The sequence below is a fragment of the Bacillus sp. 03113 genome (genome assembly GCF_006546985.1).
In the GTDB taxonomy this organism is placed as follows: Bacteria; Bacillota; Bacilli; order Bacillales; family Cytobacillaceae; genus VATK01.
Genome location: NZ_VATK01000016.1, coordinates 81,282 through 101,084, shown reverse-complemented (window position 1 = coordinate 101,084; position 19,803 = coordinate 81,282). Strand labels below are relative to the sequence as shown.

Here is a 19,803-nt window from a genome sequence, read left to right as displayed (position 1 = left end):
TTGTCCCCCTCCTTACTGTGCAACTACTTCCTGTTCAGTAGTTGATAATTTTTTCTCTCCTTGACTTACATTCGCATAAAATGCACTCATAATCGCTTCTTCTTCTGGTAAACCAGCTTCTTTTTGTTCTTCAATACTTTTGATCATACGTTTGTAATCCTTAGGAATAACTTTAACGAATTTGGTTACAGCTTCATCCCAATCATTCAAAACAAATGATGCTTTTGAACTATCTGTATTCACAAGATGACTGAAAATCATTTCTTTTACCTCAGCAATTTCTTGCTCCTGCTCGAGTTCTTCAAATTCAATCATTTCTTTATTGCATAATGATTTAAAGTGATCTGGGTTACTAGAGTATACATAAGCAATCCCGCCAGACATCCCAGCTGCAAAGTTTTTACCAACTTCACCTAAAACGATAACTTTTCCACCTGTCATATATTCACAGCCGTGGTCGCCAATTCCTTCAACGACTACATTCACTCCACTGTTACGTACAGCAAATCGTTCGCCCGCACGCCCGTTAATATAGGCTTCTCCACTTGTTGCTCCATAGAAGGCAACATTTCCAATGATAACATTATCACTTGGTACTAGTGTTTCATTTTTAGGAGCAGATACAACTAGCTTTCCTCCAGATAAACCTTTACCTACATAGTCATTTGCATCTCCTGTAAGGTATAGAGACATTCCTTTTGAAGCAAATGCGCCAAAGCTTTGACCTGCAGAACCGTTAAAACGAAGATTAATCGTATCAGCTGGCAAGCCTTCTTCACCATATAATTTAGAAATTTCACTACTTACAATTGTACCGATTACACGATTAATATTTTTAACAGAGAAGCTTAAATCAACTGCTTCTTTCGCTTCAATTGCATCCTTCACTTGAGGAAGAATTTCACGGTAATCAAGCGATTCTTCTATTTTATGATTTTGTGGCTGTTTAAACGTTCTGTTACCTTCAACTTGATGAAGGATTTTTGATAAATCTAAATGCTTAGCCTTCCAATGCGATTTTGCACGTTCGCCAATTGTTAATACATCTGTACGGCCAACCATTTCCTCCATTGTTCTGAATCCAAGCTCAGCCATGATTTCTCTTACTTCCTGTGCAATAAAAGTCATGAAATTAACAACATGATCTGGATCACCAGTAAATTTATAACGTAATTCAGGATTTTGTGTCGCAACACCGACTGGGCAAGTATCTAAGTGACACGCTCTCATCATTACACAGCCAAGTACAACAAGCGGCGCCGTTGCAAAACCATACTCTTCAGCTCCTAGTAATGCAGCTAACACAACATCTTTTCCTGTCATTAACTTACCATCTGTTTCTAAAACTACTCGATCACGTAAGCCGTTTAACATTAACGTTTGATGTGCTTCAGCTAAACCAAGCTCCCAAGGCAAACCAGTATGTGTAATACTTGTTTTTGGCGAAGCTCCTGTACCACCGTCATAGCCACTGATTACAATTACGTCTGCTACACCTTTCGCAACACCTGCTGCAATGGTTCCAACACCCGCTTTTGCAACGAGCTTTACACTAATACGTGCATTTCTATTTGCATTTTTTAAATCATGAATAAGCTGTGCTAAATCCTCAATGGAATAAATATCATGGTGAGGTGGTGGAGAAATTAAACCAACACCTGGTGTAGATCCACGAACCTCTGCTACCCATGGATATACCTTTTTACCTGGAAGCTGTCCGCCTTCACCTGGTTTCGCACCTTGCGCAATCTTAATTTGAAGCTCATCTGCATTAACTAAATAATGGCTTTTTACTCCAAAACGTGCTGATGCTATTTGTTTAATCGCACTTCGACGATTATCACCATTTTCATCTATAGCAAAGCGATTCGGATGTTCTCCACCTTCACCACTATTGCTTTTTCCACCTAGACGATTCATCGCAATCGCTAAAGCTTCATGTGCTTCTTGGCTAATAGATCCAAAGGACATAGCACCTGTTTTAAAGCGTTTAATAATGGATTCAATTGATTCAACCTCATCAATTGAAATCGACTTTTGTGATTGGTTAAATGAGAATAAATTTCTTAAGAAACTAATTCGTTCTTCATTTGCAGAATCTGTATATTTTTTAAATAATTGATAATCATTTTTACGGCAAGCCCATTGTAAAGTATGGATAGTTGTTGGATTAAAGGCATGATGTTCTCCATCTTTTCTCCATTGGAATTCACTACCTGAATCTAAGGTTTGATCAATAGAGAAAGCATATCCATCTTTATGACGGCTTAAAGCTTCTTGTGCAATGATTTCTAAATCTATACCATCAATTTGAGTAGCTGTTCCTGTAAAATATTGATCAATTACTTTTTGACTAATACCAACAGCTTCAAAAATTTGAGCTCCTCTGTAGCTTTGAACAGTGGATATCCCCATTTTCGACATGATTTTTACAACGCCTTTTGTCATCGCTTTTAGGTATTTATTCACTACCTCATCATAGCTATAGGATAATTTCCCTTCTTCAATGACTTGCTTGTAAGAAGCAAAAGCTAGGTATGGATTAATAGCATCAACTCCATATCCAATTAACGCTGCAAAGTGATGTACTTCTCTTGCTTCACCAGATTCAACGATAATACTTGCCTTTGAACGAATTCCTTTACGAATTAAATACTGATTTAAACCACTAGCTGCTAGTAGCACAGGAATTGGGGCAAGCTTTTCATTCATTTTACGATCAGATAAAATGAGAAGATTAGTGCCATTTAAGATCGCCTCTTCAGCCTTTGCAAACAGCTCGCTTAAACTTTTTTCTAGTTCGCCAGTAAACAACATATCAATCGTTACACTTGAAAACTTATCCAATTTATTCGCCTTTAATTGAGCTAATTCGGCATTTGATAAGAGCGGCGTTTCAAGCTGGATACGATGGCAATTGGCCTCACTTGGTTGAAGTAAATTCCCTTCTGATCCTAACCACGATATGGTTGAAGTAACAATTTGCTCACGTAGTGCATCAATTGGAGGATTTGTTACTTGTGCAAACAATTGTTTAAAATAGCTAAATAAAGATTGAGAGCGATCAGATAAAACAGCAAGTGGTGAATCCGTCCCCATTGATCCTAGAGGATCCTTCCCCTCTGTAATAACAGGAATTAAATACTTTTGTATATTTTCATACGTATAGCCAAAAGCTTTTTGGCGAGACAATAAATCGGTTATCGTTTCTTCATCCTTTATGGAGTCATCAACATTAATTTTAACCGTTTGCTCTTCAAGCCATTGTTTGTAAGGTTTTTCTTTTGAAATTTCTGATTTTATTTCTTCATCTGAAATAATGCGTCCTTCTTCTAAATCGATTAGCAGCATTTTACCAGGACTTAAGCGCTCTTTGTAAAGGACATTTTCTTGATCAACATCAATTACTCCTACTTCAGATGAGAAGATGATATAATCGTCCTTTGTTACATAATAACGTGCTGGTCGAAGTCCATTACGATCAAGAATAGCACCAATTTGCTTTCCATTTGTAAAGGAAATCGCCATTGGACCGTCCCATGGCTCCATTAAGCTACTATGATACTCGTAAAAAGCTCTTTTCTCTTCAGATAAATATGGATTTTCTGACCACGGCTCTGGGATTAGCATCATGGCAGCATGAGCTGGTTTACGTCCAGCTAAAACGAAGAATTCAAACGCATTGTCAAATACAGAAGAATCACTGCCGTTTTCATCTAAAATAGGATACAGTTTTTGTAGATCGTCACCGAATGCTTCTGTCACAAACTGTTGTTCGCGCGCTTTCATCCAATTTAAGTTACCTCTAAGTGTGTTAATTTCACCATTATGGATAATATAACGATTTGGATGAGCTCTTTCCCAGCTCGGGAACGTGTTCGTGCTAAAGCGGGAATGCACTAAAGCAAAAGCTGAAACAAAATCACGATCTTGTAAGTCTGCGTAGAAGGACTCCACTTGCTCCGAAGTTAATAATCCTTTATAAACGATCGTTCTGCTTGAAAGACTTGCAAAATACATACGAGCTTTTTTAGCATGAACCCAGTTTTCTACTAATTTACGTATAACAAATAGCTTTCGTTCAAAAGCTAAATCATCTGTAATGTTTTGGTTAGCACCGACAAAGACCTGACGAATGACTGGACAGCTTTTTTGTGCAATTTTTCCGATTTTTCCGACATTTACAGGCACAGTTCTCCAGCCAAGTAATAATTGATCCTCTTGTTCGATCATTTTGTTAAAATATGCTTCAATTTCTTCTCTCTCGCTATCATCATTTGAGAAGAATATCATTCCAACTCCGTATCTGCCTTTATTAGGCAAGTCCATTTCAGTACATTTTTTACGGAAAAATGCATCAGGTATTTGTACCATTATACCTGCTCCATCTCCAGTAAATGGGTCACTGCCTTGCCCGCCTCTATGATCCAAATGGCATAGCATTTGAAGTGCTTTTGTTACGATTTCATGTGTTGCATGTCCTTTAATATGAGCGTATAAGCCTATTCCACAGGCATCTCGTTCAAATTCAGGGCGGTAAAGTCCTTGTGCTTTTGGGATTTGATTGTACGTCATTAATAATTCCCCCCTGTCAGATTTTCTTACAATATTTTTTGATCAGATGAACTTATTATAGCTTTAAATATTTATATTAACAATATATAATTTGGATAGAAACAATCTCATTTTGATATAGATAGGAGTATGTACTGTGGAATTAAGGCAGTTAAGATATTTTATTGAAGTAGCTGAAAGAGAGCATGTATCAGCTGCGGCAGATTATTTGCATGTTGCTCAGTCTGCCATTAGTAGACAAATCGCTAATCTTGAATCAGAGCTCGGCGTCGAATTATTTGTTCGTGAAGGAAGAAATGTAAAATTAACCCCTATTGGTAAAATATTTTTAAATCACACAAAATCAGCTTTAAAAGCAATTGATTATGCGAAAGAGCAAGTCAATGAATATTTAAATCCTGAAAGAGGAACAATCAAAATTGGATTCCCAACTAGTTTAGCAAATCATTTACTTCCTACCGTTATTTCTGCTTTTAAAACTCAGCAGCCTAATGTAGCTTTTCATTTACGGCAAGGCTCATATAATTTTTTAATCGAATCTGTAGAAAATAGAGAAATTGATCTAGCGTTTCTTGGACCTGTACCTTTAAATAATATAAATATAAATGGACAAATATTATTTACAGAAAATATTTCTGCTTTATTACCATCAAAACACCCACTAGCCGAAAGGAAAGTTATACGATTAAAGGATCTTCAAAATGATACGTTTGTGCTATTTCCGCAGGGATATATACTTCAAAAAATTGTAATTGATGCATGTAAACAAGAAGGCTTCTTACCGAATGTTTCATCTGAAGGTGAAGATCTAGATGCGATTAAAGGTCTTGTATCTGCGGGTATGGGGGTAACACTACTTCCGGAAAGCACTTTTCATGAAACAATCCCGCGTTTTACTGTGAAAATCCCAATCGAAAACCCGCAAATCAAGCGAAGCGTAGGAATCATTACACCCAAAAATAGAGAGCTTGCTCCGTCTGAAAGACTCTTCTATCAATTTGTTAAAGAATTTTTTTCTACATTAGAAGCATATCAATAGGAAATGGATACATGACAGGCAAAAATAGAAATTTGCCTGTCACGCTTTAATTCTTTTATATATAAACGCAATTGTATTGAGTACAGGGACGGGTATTTTTTTCGGAAAATAAGGTTTAACATAAGTCTTGTAATAAGCTTTTTTTAAATCCTGCCATTGAGTATCTTTTTTCTTTTGTGTAAAGCGTGCAACATCAACTACTTTTATCTCTCCACTTGAAGTAAGAAAAATATTTCGAAGATGAATATCTGATGGATTTAATCCACGATCTTTTGCCATTTTTAAAGCGTTATCAATTTCAGCAATTCGATTTTCAGGAATGGGAATTCCTTCGGATAAGCATTCAAATAAAGTTTTCCCTTCAATAACGTCCATTACTATATAATTGCCGCCGGATTCATATACTGCTGGAAAATAATTTATTCCCTTTAACATTTGATAAATACCCGCTTCTATTTTAGCAAGCCTTGTGAAAGGAGGAAAAAAAACCTTTAATGCTTTCTTAGTATATTTTATTCGAAAAACATAAGCACTTCTTCCTTCTCCAATATATTGGAGTTGATCGGAAGCATCGATTAGAATCGCTCGTTTTCTTTTATATTTTATTTTAACACTTACTGCAAGATCTCGATACCTATTCAAGTAAGAAACTCCCTTCGAATGTTATAAATCATTAGAGGATAGCAATGTCAGTAGTAACATTCATTCTATATTGAACTATACGAAATAGAAAAAGAAATTTCTTCATTTTATTTAAAATTTAATCTTACATGTTTATTAAAGGCTGTTTTCGTATAGGTTGTTGCTTTTAAACGCGCAGCCTGCATACACTTCGCTTTCCGCGGGCGAGCGTCAAGCCTCTTCGTCGCATACGCTCCTGCGGGGTCTCTCCTTTCTCGCATTCACACAGGAGTCTACGTGTATGCAGGCTGCTCCGAAACGTTTCTCCCAATGTTTTTTATGTCAAAAGCAACAAACTTTGAGAAAACAGCCTTTTTAAAAAAGGAAAAGCTGACGTCTAAAAAGAAAATTTTAGCTGTCAGCTTTTGGATATGACATCATTCTATGGATTTGTAGACCATAAACCAGCTGTTTTGATAAAAACTCGTGGGTTAAGCTTTAGCTGAGCTACCATAAATTCTGCAAGATCTTCAGGCTGCATTACTTTTTCCGGATTTCCATCCGTAAGATTCTCTTGAAAAGCCAAATCTGTTGCTACGGTACTTGGTGTTAAAGCACTAACGCGAATATTGTGTTTTCTAACTTCTTGCATTAAGGATTCAGTTAATCCTAGTATAGCAAATTTTGATGCACTGTATGCACTAGTGATAGCAGCTCCACGTTGTCCTGCAGTCGAAGATATATTTATTATGTCCCCTGCATTTCTTTCGATCATTTCAGGAAGAATGCTCCTTGTAACATTGTACACACCCATTACATTTACTTGAATAATATTTTCCCATTCTTCAGGACTTAATTCTAAGAATTTACCAAACTTCCCGATGCCTGCATTATTGATTAAGATATCAATATTCCCTAGCTCACCTTTAATTTTTTCAATTGCAGTCTCAACTGAAGCTAAGTCTTTAACATCTGCACTAGAGATTGAGATTTTTACATCATATTCTTGGAGTTCATTGGCCACCTTTTCTAAGTTTGCTTCTGTTAATCCGATAAGACCTACATTAATGCCTTCCTTGGCGAATGCAATGGCTGTTGCACGACCGATCCCTCTTCCAGCACCAGTGATGAGAGCTGTTTTCCCTTTTAACGATTGCATATCCTATCATCCTTTCTATGTATCGATGTAACAATAGAAATTATAGAGAATGGTTCGTATGATGACAACTTATTATTCAATAATGAACGAATGTAAAAAAAGGATTAGTATCTCTAGCTTTACAAATACCTATTAAAAACCCAATATATAGGCAAAATAAAAGGCTAACCTATATTTATGGGTAAAACTCCAAAAATGGATGTCTTCCCTTTTTTAAGTCAGCCTCTTTATACGATTTATATAACTAATATTAAACAAGATTGATCTAGAATAGTGGCATTATTATGTATTCCACATTCTACCTACGACTTTGAAAGTTGATTTAATTCTTCAGTTAATGATAGGAACTCTTCTTTGTTTTTTGATTGTAAAGATTGGTCGATTTGTTTTAAAACTTGTGTAATGCGAAAATTCTTAAGTGCTTCGTCTAACACTATTTCAGCGAATAAAGAATCAATGATATTTTCTTCTTGTTTCTGAGGAGAATTTAGCAAATATTTTTCCAACATAATCAACACCTTTCTTTTTTTCAATATATCAAAAATTTTCTGATTATTCAATTATATTTTAATAATATTTTTATTTTTTTTTATAAATTTATTTAATAGACATAAAATATCCACAATTTCTTTTTTCGATTCTGGTCGATCGAAGGGCTCTTTTTTTGCATAAAGCCTCTATTTCTATCAAAATTGATTTATAGTAAAATAGATATAAGATCGATGCAAAGAGAGGAAAAAAATCTATGACCTATAAGATGATTGTGCTAGATATGGATGACACATTACTAATGGATGACCATACGATTTCTACAAGAACGAAGCAAGCCTTAATGAATGCTCAAAAAATGGGAGTAAAAGTTGTATTAGCTTCAGGACGCCCTACATATGCTATGCTAGAAGCAGCAAAAGAGCTTCGCTTAGAAGATTTCGGAAGCTTTATTTTATCTTTTAATGGGGCTAAGATAATAAATTTCAAAACAAAGGAAGAAATTTTTAGCAGTACTTTATCTCCAAAAACGATTCATCGTCTATATGACATTAGTAAAAGAGAACAAATATGGATTCATACGTATGTTGAAGATGAAATTATTACGGAAGAAAACAATCCTTTTACTCAGATTGAACAGCAGATAACGGGACTGCCAATAAAAGAAGTTGATAGTTTTAAAGATACTGTAAATGTGCCGGCTGTAAAAGTATTGATGCTAAAAGAAGCAGATCGTTTAGTTGAGGTAGAAAAAAAATTGCAGCAAGAATTAGATGGTGAGCTAAGTGTTATGCGTTCAAAGCCATACTTTCTAGAATTTACGGAAGTAGGAGTAACAAAAGGGACTAGCTTAAATCTATTAATTCAAAGATTAGGGATCAAAAGAGACGAAGTAATCGCTATGGGAGATAGCTACAATGATCTAGCGATGATAGAATTTGCCGGGTTAGGTGTCGCAATGGGCAATGCACCTGATGACATTAAAGAAAAGGCCGACTTTATCACAGACACAAACATGAATGATGGAGTTGCAAAGGTTGTTGAAAAATTTGTACTAGAGCCAGCCTCAGTATGATCAAAGACAAATAAAAAAGTGTTCCGAAGATTTTATTCTTTGGAACACCTTTTTATTAGATAAAAAATTATTTTACTTCTACTGTCCAGCCTAGTATATCTTGCTCTAAACCAGTTTGAATACCAGTTAATGTATTATATAGCTTTTGAGAAAGCTCACCTGTTTCTCCGTTGTTTAATACAATTTTTTGATCTTTCCATAATAATTCACCTACTGGAGAAATAACAGCAGCTGTCCCTGCTCCAAATGCCTCTTCTAGTAATCCTTTTGAGTAAGCATCGTATATCTCATCAATAGAAATTTTTCTTTCACTTACAGGGACACCCCAATGCTTAAGAAGCTGAATAATCGAATCTCTCGTTACTCCTTCTAAAATACTTCCGTTTAATGCCGGCGTAATGACTTCTCCATTTACTTTAAAGAAGATGTTCATAGCACCAACTTCTTCAATGTATTTTTTTTCAACTCCATCTAACCAAAGAACTTGCGAATAGCCTTTTTCTCCTGAAATTTCTTGCGCCTTTAAGCTTGCAGCATAGTTCCCACCAGTTTTAGCTGTTCCGGTACCACCTTTAACCGCACGTACGAATTCATTTTCAACGAAAATCTTAACTGGGCGAATACCTTCTTTATAGTATGATCCAACAGGCGACAAGATGATCATGAATTTATAGCTAGTAGATGCAGCAACACCAAGATATGGCTGTGTAGCAATAACGAAAGGACGTATGTATAGAGATGTTCCTGGCGCAGTTGGAATCCAATCTTTATCAATTGAAACCAATTTTTTTAGCGCTTCTAATGCAAACTCCTCATCAATTTGCGGTATGCATATTCTCTCATTAGATAAGTTTAATCTTCTAAAATTTCTTTCTGGTCTAAATAAGAGGACCTTACCTTCTTTTGTTAAATAAGCTTTCATTCCTTCAAAAACAGTTTGTCCATAGTGAAAAACAACAGATGAAGGATCTAAAGAAATTGGTTGATATGGAATAATTTGCGGATTAATCCAACCTTTTCCTTCTTGATAATCCATCACAAACATATGATCAGTAAATATTTTCCCAAACTCTAATTGATCTGAAGCAGGTTTTTCTTTTTTTGTCGTACTCAAGGTAATATTAATAGTTGATTCCATAAAAAAGTCTCCTTATTAAAGTATATACAGTTTTCTACGAATATTAATCCATGCAGTTTGGATCTATCACCTTGTGAAAAGATTTATGCAAAAATAAAGAATACATCATTTGAAATCGAAGAACAACCTCTCTTCCACAAGTGATTTCAAACTGTTCATTGAAGTTAATATGTCTATAACGTATTATAACTCAAATTTTCAGAAATGAATAAATAACTTTAAAAAACCTTTATTCAATAAAATTCATTAACTATTCATCTAATTTTCCATTCTTACGAATCTTTAGTCCATATCATTTAATGAATCAGGGAAACCGGTTAACATGTATGCTATATAATAGATCCCTTCTTCGAAATCCTTCAGTCTAATGGATTCATTTGGTGCATGTACTTTTGAACCTATCCAACCAACACCTGTACTTACAATAGGAAGCTCTAGCAATTCTCCAAAATCAAACATTGGTCCGGTACCAGCTGAATTTGGAGCGATAACCACCTCTTTTTGATAAGCTGTTTTCGCTGATTGATAAACGTGGTGAATAAAAGGATGATGGTAATCAGAACGATAGGCCTTTTGTCCATTTATTAACTCAACATCAATATCATTAAATCCATTTTTTATTAAATGAGTTTGAATACATTTGAAAATATGTTCTGGATCTTGTCCTGGAACAAGACGGCAGTCGAGCTTTGCTTTTGCCCTTTTCGGCAACACTGTTTTCGCTCCTTCACCAGTATAACCACTCTCTAAGCCACAAATGGTCATCGTTGGTTTAAACACCATTGCTTCTCGAGGATCCTCCCCTTTTTCTTTGGTTATAAGAGGTCTTTTTAAACCATATAGGCTTTGAATAGCCTCTTCATCAAAAGGAAGCATATGAACAGCTTCTATTTCAGCTTCAGTAGGATCAATTATCCCATCAAAAAACCCTTCTACTAAAATATCATGTTGATCATTTCTCATGGTCGCTAATGCATGAACCAATCTCCAAGCAGCATTATCCACATATGCTCCAACAGAAGAATGCATATCGATATCTGCACCAACGCATGTCAGCTCCATATAGGCCATACCTTTAATTCCTGCAACCATCTGAACTCGTTCTTGATCGTCTTTATTCCCAAATTCCCAAATACACGCATCTGCTGAAAATAACTCCTTATATTTACTTAAATATGGAGTTAAATTTGGACTGCCAATTTCCTCCTCTCCTTCAATCATAAATTTTATATTACAAGGAAGACCGCCCATCACATTTTGAAGCACTTTAATAGCGGTTAACCGTACAATTAAATCACCTTTATTATCTGCTGCTCCTCTTGCATATAACTTTCCATCTTTAATGGTTGGATGAAAAGGTTCGGATTCCCATTCTTCAAAAGGTTCAGGTGGTTGTACATCATAGTGATTATAAAACAGCAGCGTTTTTTGTGAATTTCCTTTTGATCCAGCTGAAAAATAAGCATATATAACAGGATTTCCACCTAAATCATCTAATATTTTTACTTCCCCTCCAGTCTCCTTGATTATTTGTGATAAAAATTGGACAGTTTCAGGAATAGCCCTTTTTTGAGCTGAAACTGTAGGAAATGTTAAATAATCTTTTAATAGTTCCAATGATTGAGGAAGGATTTCTTTTGTATTGTTTATTAATTTTTGAAGCAGTTCTTGACTCAATGTGCATTCTCCTTTCATTTTCTTAGTTCCTTATTTCGACAAACGAAAGAAAATTCCTTTAAGCATTGAACAAAGAGTTGTCATCACCCATTTGGGTACGGAGGTAGAAAAAGATACTTTAAAATAAAAAAGAAGCCGAATAAATTCAGCTCCTCAAACCCTTTTTATACGTATAATCGATCCTTATTTTGCATTTTGTGTTTCATCTAGGATCAGGTCAATTTCAATATGAACGATTGATAAATGATGCTTGTCTTGTGCTAAGTCAATGGTAGATTCTAATAATTGATCGATATCAGTTTTAACGAATCTCATTTTGAACCTCCTTTGTTAGCTGTACTATCTATTTTTTGATTCTTTCAGCTAACAAAGTGTTCGTTGTCATGTGTGTTTTTATGGGGGTAGTATTTATTTCGCCTCTTCAGCTTGTTTTTGTTGAAATACCAATTCACCGTTCACGTAGGTCTCCATGATTTTACCACGGAACTTCTTCCCTATATATGGACTATGAGGATGTTTGTAATATAAATCTTCTTTATTTAATGTAAAAGACTGATTTATATCCACGATTGTTAAATCAGCATCGCTCCCAACCGAAATAATTCCTTTTTGAGGGAATAAGCCAAATCTTCTAGCAGGATTGGATGATGATATTTTAGCTATCGTTGTAAGGGGAACATTTCTCTCCCAATATCCTTCTTCAAGCAGTATATTTAAGGTTGATTGAGCACCTGAAATACCTCCCCAAGCTTCGAATAAATTTCCTTTTTTCATCTCAGTTGGGCAAGGTGAATGATCTGATCCAATTACATCTATCTCTCCATTTGCTACAGATTCCCATAGAGATTCGATTTCTTGCTTTTCTCTTAATGGAGGAGCACATTTAGCTACTGCACCAATTTGTTCCAAATCGTCAATTGATAAGCTCAAGTAATGCGGGCATGTTTCTACTGATACATCCACACCTTTTTTCTTCCATTCTTGTATCACTTGAACGACCTTACTACTGCTAGCATGGACGATATGCACCTTGCAGCCAATTATTTTCGCGTAAGAAAGGATACGATTCACAGCTTCAATTTCAGAATCTATTGGTCTAGCATTCGAAAAAGCCTTTGCTGTCGTATCCCCCTTTTCAACACATTCCTTCGTTAACTGTTGTGTAACAACATTGGATTCAGCATGGACTGCTAAAAGGGAGTTTAGTTTTGCGATTTCCTTCATGCCATTAAACAAAGCAACATCATTTGAAAACTGAAATTCATCAATTCCACTTGCTGACATAAAGGCTTTAAAACCAATGACACCACATTCTTTTAAAGCAGACAGTTCATTGATGTTTGTTGGGACTAACCCTCCCCACAACTTAAAGTTAATGATCGCTTTTTCTTCAGCTAGTTGCTTTTTCTTTTCAAAGTCTAAAGGTGTAATTGTAGGGGGATTGCTATTTAAAGGCATATCGAAAAATGTTGTGACTCCTCCTGCTGCTAAGCTTTTCGTACCAGTAGCATAGCCTTCCCAGTTCGTCCGTCCTGGTTCATTTATATGCACATGTGTATCAATTAAACCTGGGAAAATGTAAAGACCATCAGCATCTACCACTTTATTAGCTTTTTTATCTGTAGATATAGGTAAGGATACTTCTATGATTTTTCCATTTGCAATGGCAAGATCTGCTTTCGTTATTGAATTTTCATTTACGATTAATCCATTTTTAATGAGTAAATCATAATTGTTCATTGAAATCAGTCCTTTTTTATTTATTTATTAATGTAATAATGCTTGTCTTTCTCTTAACTGCCCCGATATGTTTGATATCCCCAAGGAGAAATCAGTAATGGAACATGGTAATGTCCACTTTCCTTACATATTCCAAAACGTAAAGGTACTTGATTAAGAAACAGTGGTTCTTTTAGCTGAATGCCTTTCTCTTTAAAATAATCACCAACATAAAATAATAGCTCATATGTCCCAGATTCAAATTTAGAAAGCAAGTTCGTTTCAACCCTACCTTGTTCATTTGTTAATACCGTTTGTACATGCTCTTTTTCGTTTCCGGATTGATTTAATTTCCAAAGTTCAATTTTTAAATTTGCAGCTGGAATACCGTGAGTTAAATCAAGCACATGGGTCGATAAGCCTTTTGTCATATGTACTTACCTCATTCCTTTTTCCTTAATTTTATAACACCAGAATTTTTATCTGAAGTTAGATTACTGTCTAGCTCCGACGTACTGGACGTACTAGTGCCGATGAAGACATAAAGCCGTGGCGTACTTAATCGGCCAGCGCCTATCTTACTCCACTTCATTAATTGCATCTTGTAATCTAAATAATGAAATTTTATAGATTTCTTGCAATGCCGTCTCAAATTCTTCTGCCTGCGAATGATCAATTCGATCTTTCATAGCTGCATAAATGGTTTCCTTATTATGACCTTTAACCGCCAAAATAAATGGAAAGCCAAAGGTATCTACGTATGTCTGATTTAAATCCTGAAACTGACGATATTCTTCCTCAGTAAGCTGATCTAAGCCAGCTCCCTTTTGTTCATTGACAGATGATGGATGCATTTTAATCCGTGCACCTAGATCTGGATGAGCTCTAATTAACTCAAGTTGGAGGTTTTTTTTTGATTTCTTCACAATTTGCACCATTTCATTATGTAGTCCATGAACAGATTGAAATGGCCTGCAATCCCATGCAATTTCAGAAATCCACGGTGTATTTTCAAATACCCAACCTATTTTTTGAACAAACTCTTCTTTTGGCATTTCATTAATATCCTTAATCGATAACATGTTCCATCACCTTCCTGCTGTCAATAATAACATCATCATATGTTATATTTAATAACATAATAACGTTTTCTACTTGAATTTTCATTGTGTATTATAGATAATAATTATAAGTAATGTTGGTTAAAATAAACAAATAAATTCATAAATATGAATAATTTGATAGATTAGCGCTTTTAGGAGGAAACATACATGAAAATGAAAGAGCTATTAGAGACCCCTATCTTTAAAGAAGCAAAAATAGTATCAGGTGAGGAAGGTTTGGATCGTAAGGTTCAATCGGTCAACATGATGGATGCTCCCGATATCATAGATTTTTTAAAACCTCATGAATTATTGTTAACTACTGCCTATTATTTTCATGATAACCCAGACGAGATGGTAAGGCTAGTAAAACAAATGTCAAAAAAAGAATGTTCAGGCTTAGCCATTAAAACAAGAAGATTTCTAAAAGAAATTCCTGAAAATGTGATTCTAGCATCTAAAGAGGAGAATTTCCCCATTATTGAGCTTCCTTTTGACTATTCATTAGGTGAAATTGTTAACGAATCACTAAATGTTATTCTTGAAAAAAAGACAAACGAATTAGAATATGCACTCAATACTCATCGGAAATTCACAAAGCTAGTCCATAAGGGGGAACAACTTTCTAAAATTATCGAATCTCTCTCATCATTACTAAATAAACCGGTGTTATTAATTGATCATCTTCATAATATAACTGTGCAAACTCATCATTTTCGAAATAAGAATATGAAAGAATCAGTTGAACATATTTTACAGATCTTAAAGGAAAATAGACCTATTCATTCTTCTAATCCAGTATATTTCTCCGTCTATTATCCAGAGAGTTTGAGGAAAAGCATTGTTCAATTATTACCAATCGAAACGTATGTAAAAAAGAATTACCTCGTTATATTTGGACTTGAATTTCCTTTCGATGCTTATACTTTGCTGAACATTGAACAAGTCGCCAACGTCATCTCTTTTGAGCTTTTAAAGCAGCAGGCCATATCCGAACATATGCTTCACATGAAAAGTGATTATTTAAATGCATTTTTGGATGGAGAAATCCCTCAAGAAGAAATATTAAAAAGAGGAAAGGATTACGGACTTGAAAAAGATCATCAATATATAGTTGTCACATGCCAAATTGATCAAAATCCAATAGGCGAAAGACGCTCACTATTTAATAACACAACTCAATCTGAAAGCTACAAGCAAACTATTTATGAACATTTAAATGCTAAATTATTAAATAAAAAGTTCAAATATACGATTTTTACGAAAAGAGATCTTTATATCATTATCTTTTCTGTTGATATATATGAAAAACAGGTTGAACAACGTTTGAAAAAGCTCTTATTTGATGTACAAAAAGAAATGGATTCCTATTTGAATATTTCTTTATCATTTGGCATTGGAAGCTACGCAGATAATATATCAGCTATACCTACTGCTTATCGTCATTCATACGATGCTCTAGAAACTGGGTATCGTTCTGGAAAAACAAATTTTATTCAACGTTACCGAGCAAAAGATATTACCGAGCTTCTGAAAATGATTCCAATGCAAAACTTAAAAGAATTTTATGAGAGCTCTTTAAAAGGGATCGCTTATTCCACGAATAAGGATAATCTAAGCTTGATCCAAACTTTAACAGTATACCTTGAAAATCATTGTCAGATTGCGGATACTGCAAAACAGCTGTATGTCCATCGAAATACAGTCATTTATCGTCTTGAAAAATGCGAAGAGTTATTAGGAGTTTCACTAAAAGAACCAGATGAAACGTTAAGACTTCGAATAGCCCTCCTTATTCGATCTTTTATATTATAGTAACTATCTTTGCCGCTCGAAATTAATCGAGCGGCAAACTCAATCAAATTCACACCTCGTTTAGTATCTTTCTTCACGTACATACGCTACGCCTAATGAAGCCATCATTCCAGACGGTTGTCCACGAAAATTTATTTTATGAAATAGAATGATTGGATCTAATGCGAGTTAAAAGTCTTTTAATAGATTTATTCGTTTCAAATAAAACTTCAGTTTTGTCCATTGTTTTTATGATACGATTTTCCATCACGACTTTCCCGTTAATAATAGTCGTTTCTACATCAGCTCTTGTTGCAGAGTAAACAATTCTTGATATAGGATCCACATCAAAAGAAGGATATACATGGAAATCATTCAAATTAAGAATGACAATATCGGCTTTTTTCCCCACCTCTAAACTACCAATTTCATGATCTAGCCCCATCGCTTTCGCTCCGCCAATTGTTGCCATTTTAAAAACAGCGTGAGCATGCATAGCTGTAGGGCCATGAGATGGTTTTTGGATCAAAGCTGCTAATCTCATCTCATTAAACATGTCTAAATTGTTGTTACAAGGAGCACCATCAGCCCCTAAACTTACAAAAACATCACGATTTAATAAATCTGGGATTTCAGCTACTCCAGAAGCCAGTTTTAAATTAGATCCTGGGCAATGACTAACTTTTACACCACGTTCTTTAATAATGCGTTTTTCTTCTTCATTTAACCAAACGCAGTGTGCAAGAATTAACCTTGAATTAGCTAAACCTATATGGTCTAGGTACACAATGTTACGCATGCCTCTTTCATGTTCAACCAACTGAATTTCTCCTAAATTTTCAGAAGCATGGGTATGTACCATTGTTTGATATTTATTTGATAAATCACGAACCTCTGTTAGAAGTTCCTCTGTACAAGAAACAACAAATCGAGGACAAAATGCATATTGAATACGCCCATTGTCGTATTGATGCCATTTTTCTAATAAGTCAACACTTTGCTGTAAAGAATTATTAGTATTTTCTAAAAGTCTTTTAGGTACTCCTTCACCTTTATCCATCATTACTTTCCCTGAAAAGACTCTTATCCCACTTTTCGCCATCGCTTGGAAAGCAAACTCAGTATGGTGAACGGTTTCCATATCAATAATAGAAGTAGTCCCACTTTGAATTAGTTCCCCTATTCCAAGTAATGCAGAATAATAGATCGATTCTTCATCATGTGCTGCTTCAAGTGGCCAAATTTTCTTTGCTAGCCAGTCAAGTAATTCTAAATCATCTGCCTGCCCTCGAAATAAAGTTTGACATAGGTGAATATGAGTATGAATAAATCCTGGAATAACCGTTTTCCCTTTTGCATCAATCGTTTTATCTATATTCGCATCTTCGAGATTCGGACCAATTGCAGTAATTCGATCATGTTCGATCAGCATATCGCCAGTGAAAATCTCGTTATGTTCATTCATAGTAATTATTTCTGCATTTTTGATTAATATTTTCACTAGCAATCTCCCCTTTAATGAAGTTAATGTCACACTTCAAAAATTACCTTGGATGTACGCCATAAAAAATCTCTTTCGTGATAAAAAATAACAATTAACGTCATCAAATATTATATTAATGGGTTCTATCATGATTGTCATTGTTTATTATAAACAAAGCATTTAAGATTAGTTGGTTAAATTTAATAATTTTTTTCAATATTTAAGAATTTATTTTCATTTTATAGATGATACTCGAAATATATGTCAGATTATATAACAAAGTAAACAAATAGTTAATTAATAGTTATATGATATGTACGAATTTATTGCTTATTTTCTAGCAAGCTCCATTTGCTTTCATATTGATGCACTTGATGAAAAATATGAAGCATCCGTTGAATGTCATTTAGTTGGTGCTTGCCAAGACATGATACTTGAATCCAATTATTTTTTTTGAGATATTCACTTGAATAATGCAATTGATACCCTTGTAAACACACCACTTCTCCAATCATGGATGAATGAATGTGTTCTTTAATTGCAATCGTTAAAATTGTAGGAGCTGTATTGGCAAGAGAAGTTACGATTGAATAATCATGATTTTCAAGAAAGTTCCTAATATAGTGATGGATTTCATTTATTCTCTTATATCTGTGTTCATCTTCCTCCTCTAAGGCGAAAATAAGGGCTTCCAACAAGTTTGAAGATTGTGAGAAAGGAATTCCCCCTTTCTTCATATAAAAGCCTAAATCCATATACCTTGGGAGTTGATCGGAAGGAATAATAGGATGGTGATGGAATACAAATGAAAGACCTGTAAAACCACCAATTGCCTTTCCGCTTACACCTGAAGCAAATGTGACACCTTCAAGGTTGACTGGAATTGCACCAATGGAGCTTATTCCATCTAAACAAAGCTTTATTTGCTTATCTCCACATATTCTTTTTAACAGCTCTATGTCGTTTACCATACCTGTAGATGTTTCACAGTGGACACCCCATATCCATTTTGTATCAGGTTGGATCATTCTCTTAAAATCCTCATTAGTAAAGGGTTCACCATAATTCTTTTCGATGATTTCAAAGCTTAGTTTCCAACGTTTCGCATGATCAATCAGCCTCTTGCCAAATTCTCCATTGCATAAGATTAATCCCTTTTCTTGCAATAGCGAGAGCTGAGCAGCAATACAATCATTTGCTAATGTTCCTGATCCTAGCAATATTTGTAATTCTTTTGCATTGACCATTTTACATAGACGTTTTTTCACCATATCCCATTTAAGTTGATACAAATCATTCCTGTGTGAAATGGTTTCTTGCGCAAGTGCATGATACATATCATCATTCATATGGACAGGTCCAGGTAAAAATTTGATCATCCTCTGCATTTGTCTTCCAGCAACGGATTGTTCAAACGATTCTTTTGTTAAATACATTGGTTGATACTGTGCTTCTTTCGTTCCAACAAGGTGGGCGAAGGGAATAAAACCCATCTGCCGATATAGTTTTAATTGCCTTACAGTTCCAGATATCACAGTTACATTGTAACCTTTCTCTAGACAGTATCTCGTGAGAAATTGTGTTAATCCGAGAAATACTCTCCCATTTCTATACTCTTTTCTTACAGAAAGCAATCTAATTTCACATAACTTATTTACTTGAATTGGCAATGAAGCTTCTACTTTTCCAATTTTTTTATCGAGAGAAAATGGTCTTTTGTCTCTAATGGCAATCATGCCAACAAGTGTATCCTCATCTAAACAAATTAAATATGTATTATCATCATGAAAGGAATCGATCAGCTCTTTTTGGTCATTTTCTTCATGTTGAGGGATTTCTTCGACAAAAGTTTGATAGTTTAGCTGATGGATTTGCTTTAACTCATGCTCATATGTAGCAATTTTATATAAATACTTACTATTTTTATTCAT

General features: G+C 34.9%; 15 protein-coding genes. 3 read left to right on the top strand and 12 right to left on the bottom strand.

Annotated elements, in window-relative coordinates:
• Positions 1-12 precede the first annotated feature (12 nt).
• Positions 13-4,575, bottom strand: coding sequence for a glutamate synthase large subunit (gene gltB / locus FDO66_RS15715; RefSeq protein WP_141433606.1), 4,563 nt, complete (start codon positions 4,573-4,575; stop codon positions 13-15).
• A 136-nt stretch (positions 4,576-4,711) separates the two neighbouring features.
• Between gltB and gltC the strand changes: the two genes are divergently transcribed.
• The gene (gene gltC / locus FDO66_RS15710) at positions 4,712-5,614 is read left to right on the top strand and encodes a glutamate biosynthesis transcriptional regulator GltC (RefSeq protein ID WP_141433605.1); all 903 of its coding nucleotides are present in this window, start codon (positions 4,712-4,714) and stop codon (positions 5,612-5,614) included.
• Between the two features lie 39 nt (positions 5,615-5,653).
• On the opposite strand, the gene FDO66_RS15705 is transcribed toward gltC, so the two are convergent.
• The 3 genes from FDO66_RS15705 to FDO66_RS15695 all read right to left on the bottom strand — a co-directional run bounded on the left by FDO66_RS15705 (position 5,654) and on the right by FDO66_RS15695 (position 7,954).
• A complete protein-coding gene (locus FDO66_RS15705) occupies positions 5,654-6,256 on the bottom strand; it encodes a protein kinase family protein (RefSeq protein ID WP_141433604.1) in 603 nt (200 codons plus the stop codon).
• Positions 6,257-6,677: 421 nt separating this feature from the next.
• The gene (locus tag FDO66_RS15700; protein WP_141433603.1) at positions 6,678-7,394 is read right to left on the bottom strand and encodes a 3-ketoacyl-ACP reductase; all 717 of its coding nucleotides are present in this window, start codon (positions 7,392-7,394) and stop codon (positions 6,678-6,680) included.
• Positions 7,395-7,696: 302 nt separating this feature from the next.
• On the bottom strand, positions 7,697-7,954 hold the full coding sequence (locus FDO66_RS15695) for an IDEAL domain-containing protein (RefSeq protein ID WP_258535753.1): 258 nt from the start codon (positions 7,952-7,954) through the stop codon (positions 7,697-7,699).
• A 185-nt stretch (positions 7,955-8,139) separates the two neighbouring features.
• Between FDO66_RS15695 and FDO66_RS15690 the strand changes: the two genes are divergently transcribed.
• Positions 8,140-8,958, top strand: a complete 819-nt coding sequence (locus FDO66_RS15690; protein ID WP_141433602.1) for a Cof-type HAD-IIB family hydrolase — start codon at positions 8,140-8,142, stop codon at positions 8,956-8,958.
• 67 nt (positions 8,959-9,025) lie between these two features.
• Here the strand turns inward: FDO66_RS15690 and FDO66_RS15685 are convergent, their stop codons facing one another.
• The 6 genes from FDO66_RS15685 to uraD form a co-directional block, all read right to left on the bottom strand.
• The gene (locus FDO66_RS15685) at positions 9,026-10,096 is read right to left on the bottom strand and encodes a branched-chain amino acid aminotransferase (protein ID WP_141433601.1); all 1,071 of its coding nucleotides are present in this window, start codon (positions 10,094-10,096) and stop codon (positions 9,026-9,028) included.
• A 282-nt stretch (positions 10,097-10,378) separates the two neighbouring features.
• The gene (locus FDO66_RS15680; protein ID WP_141433600.1) at positions 10,379-11,773 is read right to left on the bottom strand and encodes a M20/M25/M40 family metallo-hydrolase; all 1,395 of its coding nucleotides are present in this window, start codon (positions 11,771-11,773) and stop codon (positions 10,379-10,381) included.
• 183 nt (positions 11,774-11,956) lie between these two features.
• A complete protein-coding gene (locus tag FDO66_RS21315; RefSeq protein WP_258535752.1) occupies positions 11,957-12,088 on the bottom strand; it encodes a hypothetical protein in 132 nt (43 codons plus the stop codon).
• Between the two features lie 93 nt (positions 12,089-12,181).
• On the bottom strand, positions 12,182-13,513 hold the full coding sequence (locus tag FDO66_RS15675) for an allantoinase (protein ID WP_141433599.1): 1,332 nt from the start codon (positions 13,511-13,513) through the stop codon (positions 12,182-12,184).
• 53 nt (positions 13,514-13,566) lie between these two features.
• Entirely contained in the window at positions 13,567-13,923 is a 357-nt protein-coding gene (gene uraH / locus FDO66_RS15670; RefSeq protein WP_141433598.1) for a hydroxyisourate hydrolase, read from the bottom strand.
• A gap of 147 nt (positions 13,924-14,070) precedes the next feature.
• Positions 14,071-14,574 (bottom strand): 2-oxo-4-hydroxy-4-carboxy-5-ureidoimidazoline decarboxylase, encoded by a 504-nt coding sequence (gene uraD / locus FDO66_RS15665; protein WP_141433597.1) that lies wholly within the window; start codon positions 14,572-14,574, stop codon positions 14,071-14,073.
• Between the two features lie 189 nt (positions 14,575-14,763).
• On the opposite strand from uraD, the gene FDO66_RS15660 reads away from it, so the two are divergent.
• Positions 14,764-16,410, top strand: a complete 1,647-nt coding sequence (locus FDO66_RS15660) for a PucR family transcriptional regulator (RefSeq protein ID WP_141433596.1) — start codon at positions 14,764-14,766, stop codon at positions 16,408-16,410.
• A 136-nt stretch (positions 16,411-16,546) separates the two neighbouring features.
• Here FDO66_RS15660 and FDO66_RS15655 read toward each other — a convergent pair whose 3' ends face one another.
• Positions 16,547-17,890 carry a 5'-deoxyadenosine deaminase gene (locus FDO66_RS15655; RefSeq protein WP_181444606.1) on the bottom strand — a complete coding sequence of 448 codons (1,344 nt, stop codon included), beginning with the start codon at positions 17,888-17,890 and terminating at the stop codon, positions 16,547-16,549.
• 305 nt (positions 17,891-18,195) lie between these two features.
• Positions 18,196-19,803: an aminotransferase class V-fold PLP-dependent enzyme gene (locus tag FDO66_RS15650; RefSeq protein ID WP_141433595.1), complete on the bottom strand. Its 1,608-nt coding sequence runs from the start codon at positions 19,801-19,803 to the stop codon at positions 18,196-18,198.

Bases quoted from the DNA above. Each gene is read 5' to 3' on its own strand.
- uraH (WP_141433598.1), bottom strand. From the start codon at position 13,923: ATGACAAAAGGCTTATCGACCCATGTGCTTGATTTAACTCACGGTATT.
- FDO66_RS15685 (WP_141433601.1), bottom strand. From the start codon at position 10,096: ATGGAATCAACTATTAATATTACCTTGAGTACGACAAAAAAAGAAAAA.
- FDO66_RS15690 (WP_141433602.1), top strand. From the start codon at position 8,140: ATGACCTATAAGATGATTGTGCTAGATATGGATGACACATTACTAATG.
- gltB (WP_141433606.1), bottom strand. From the start codon at position 4,575: ATGACGTACAATCAAATCCCAAAAGCACAAGGACTTTACCGCCCTGAA.
- uraD (WP_141433597.1), bottom strand. From the start codon at position 14,574: ATGTTATCGATTAAGGATATTAATGAAATGCCAAAAGAAGAGTTTGTT.
- FDO66_RS15660 (WP_141433596.1), top strand. From the start codon at position 14,764: ATGAAAATGAAAGAGCTATTAGAGACCCCTATCTTTAAAGAAGCAAAA.
- FDO66_RS15650 (WP_141433595.1), bottom strand. From the start codon at position 19,803: ATGAATAAAAATAGTAAGTATTTATATAAAATTGCTACATATGAGCAT.
- FDO66_RS15700 (WP_141433603.1), bottom strand. From the start codon at position 7,394: ATGCAATCGTTAAAAGGGAAAACAGCTCTCATCACTGGTGCTGGAAGA.
- FDO66_RS15675 (WP_141433599.1), bottom strand. From the start codon at position 13,513: ATGAACAATTATGATTTACTCATTAAAAATGGATTAATCGTAAATGAA.
- FDO66_RS21315 (WP_258535752.1), bottom strand. From the start codon at position 12,088: ATGAGATTCGTTAAAACTGATATCGATCAATTATTAGAATCTACCATT.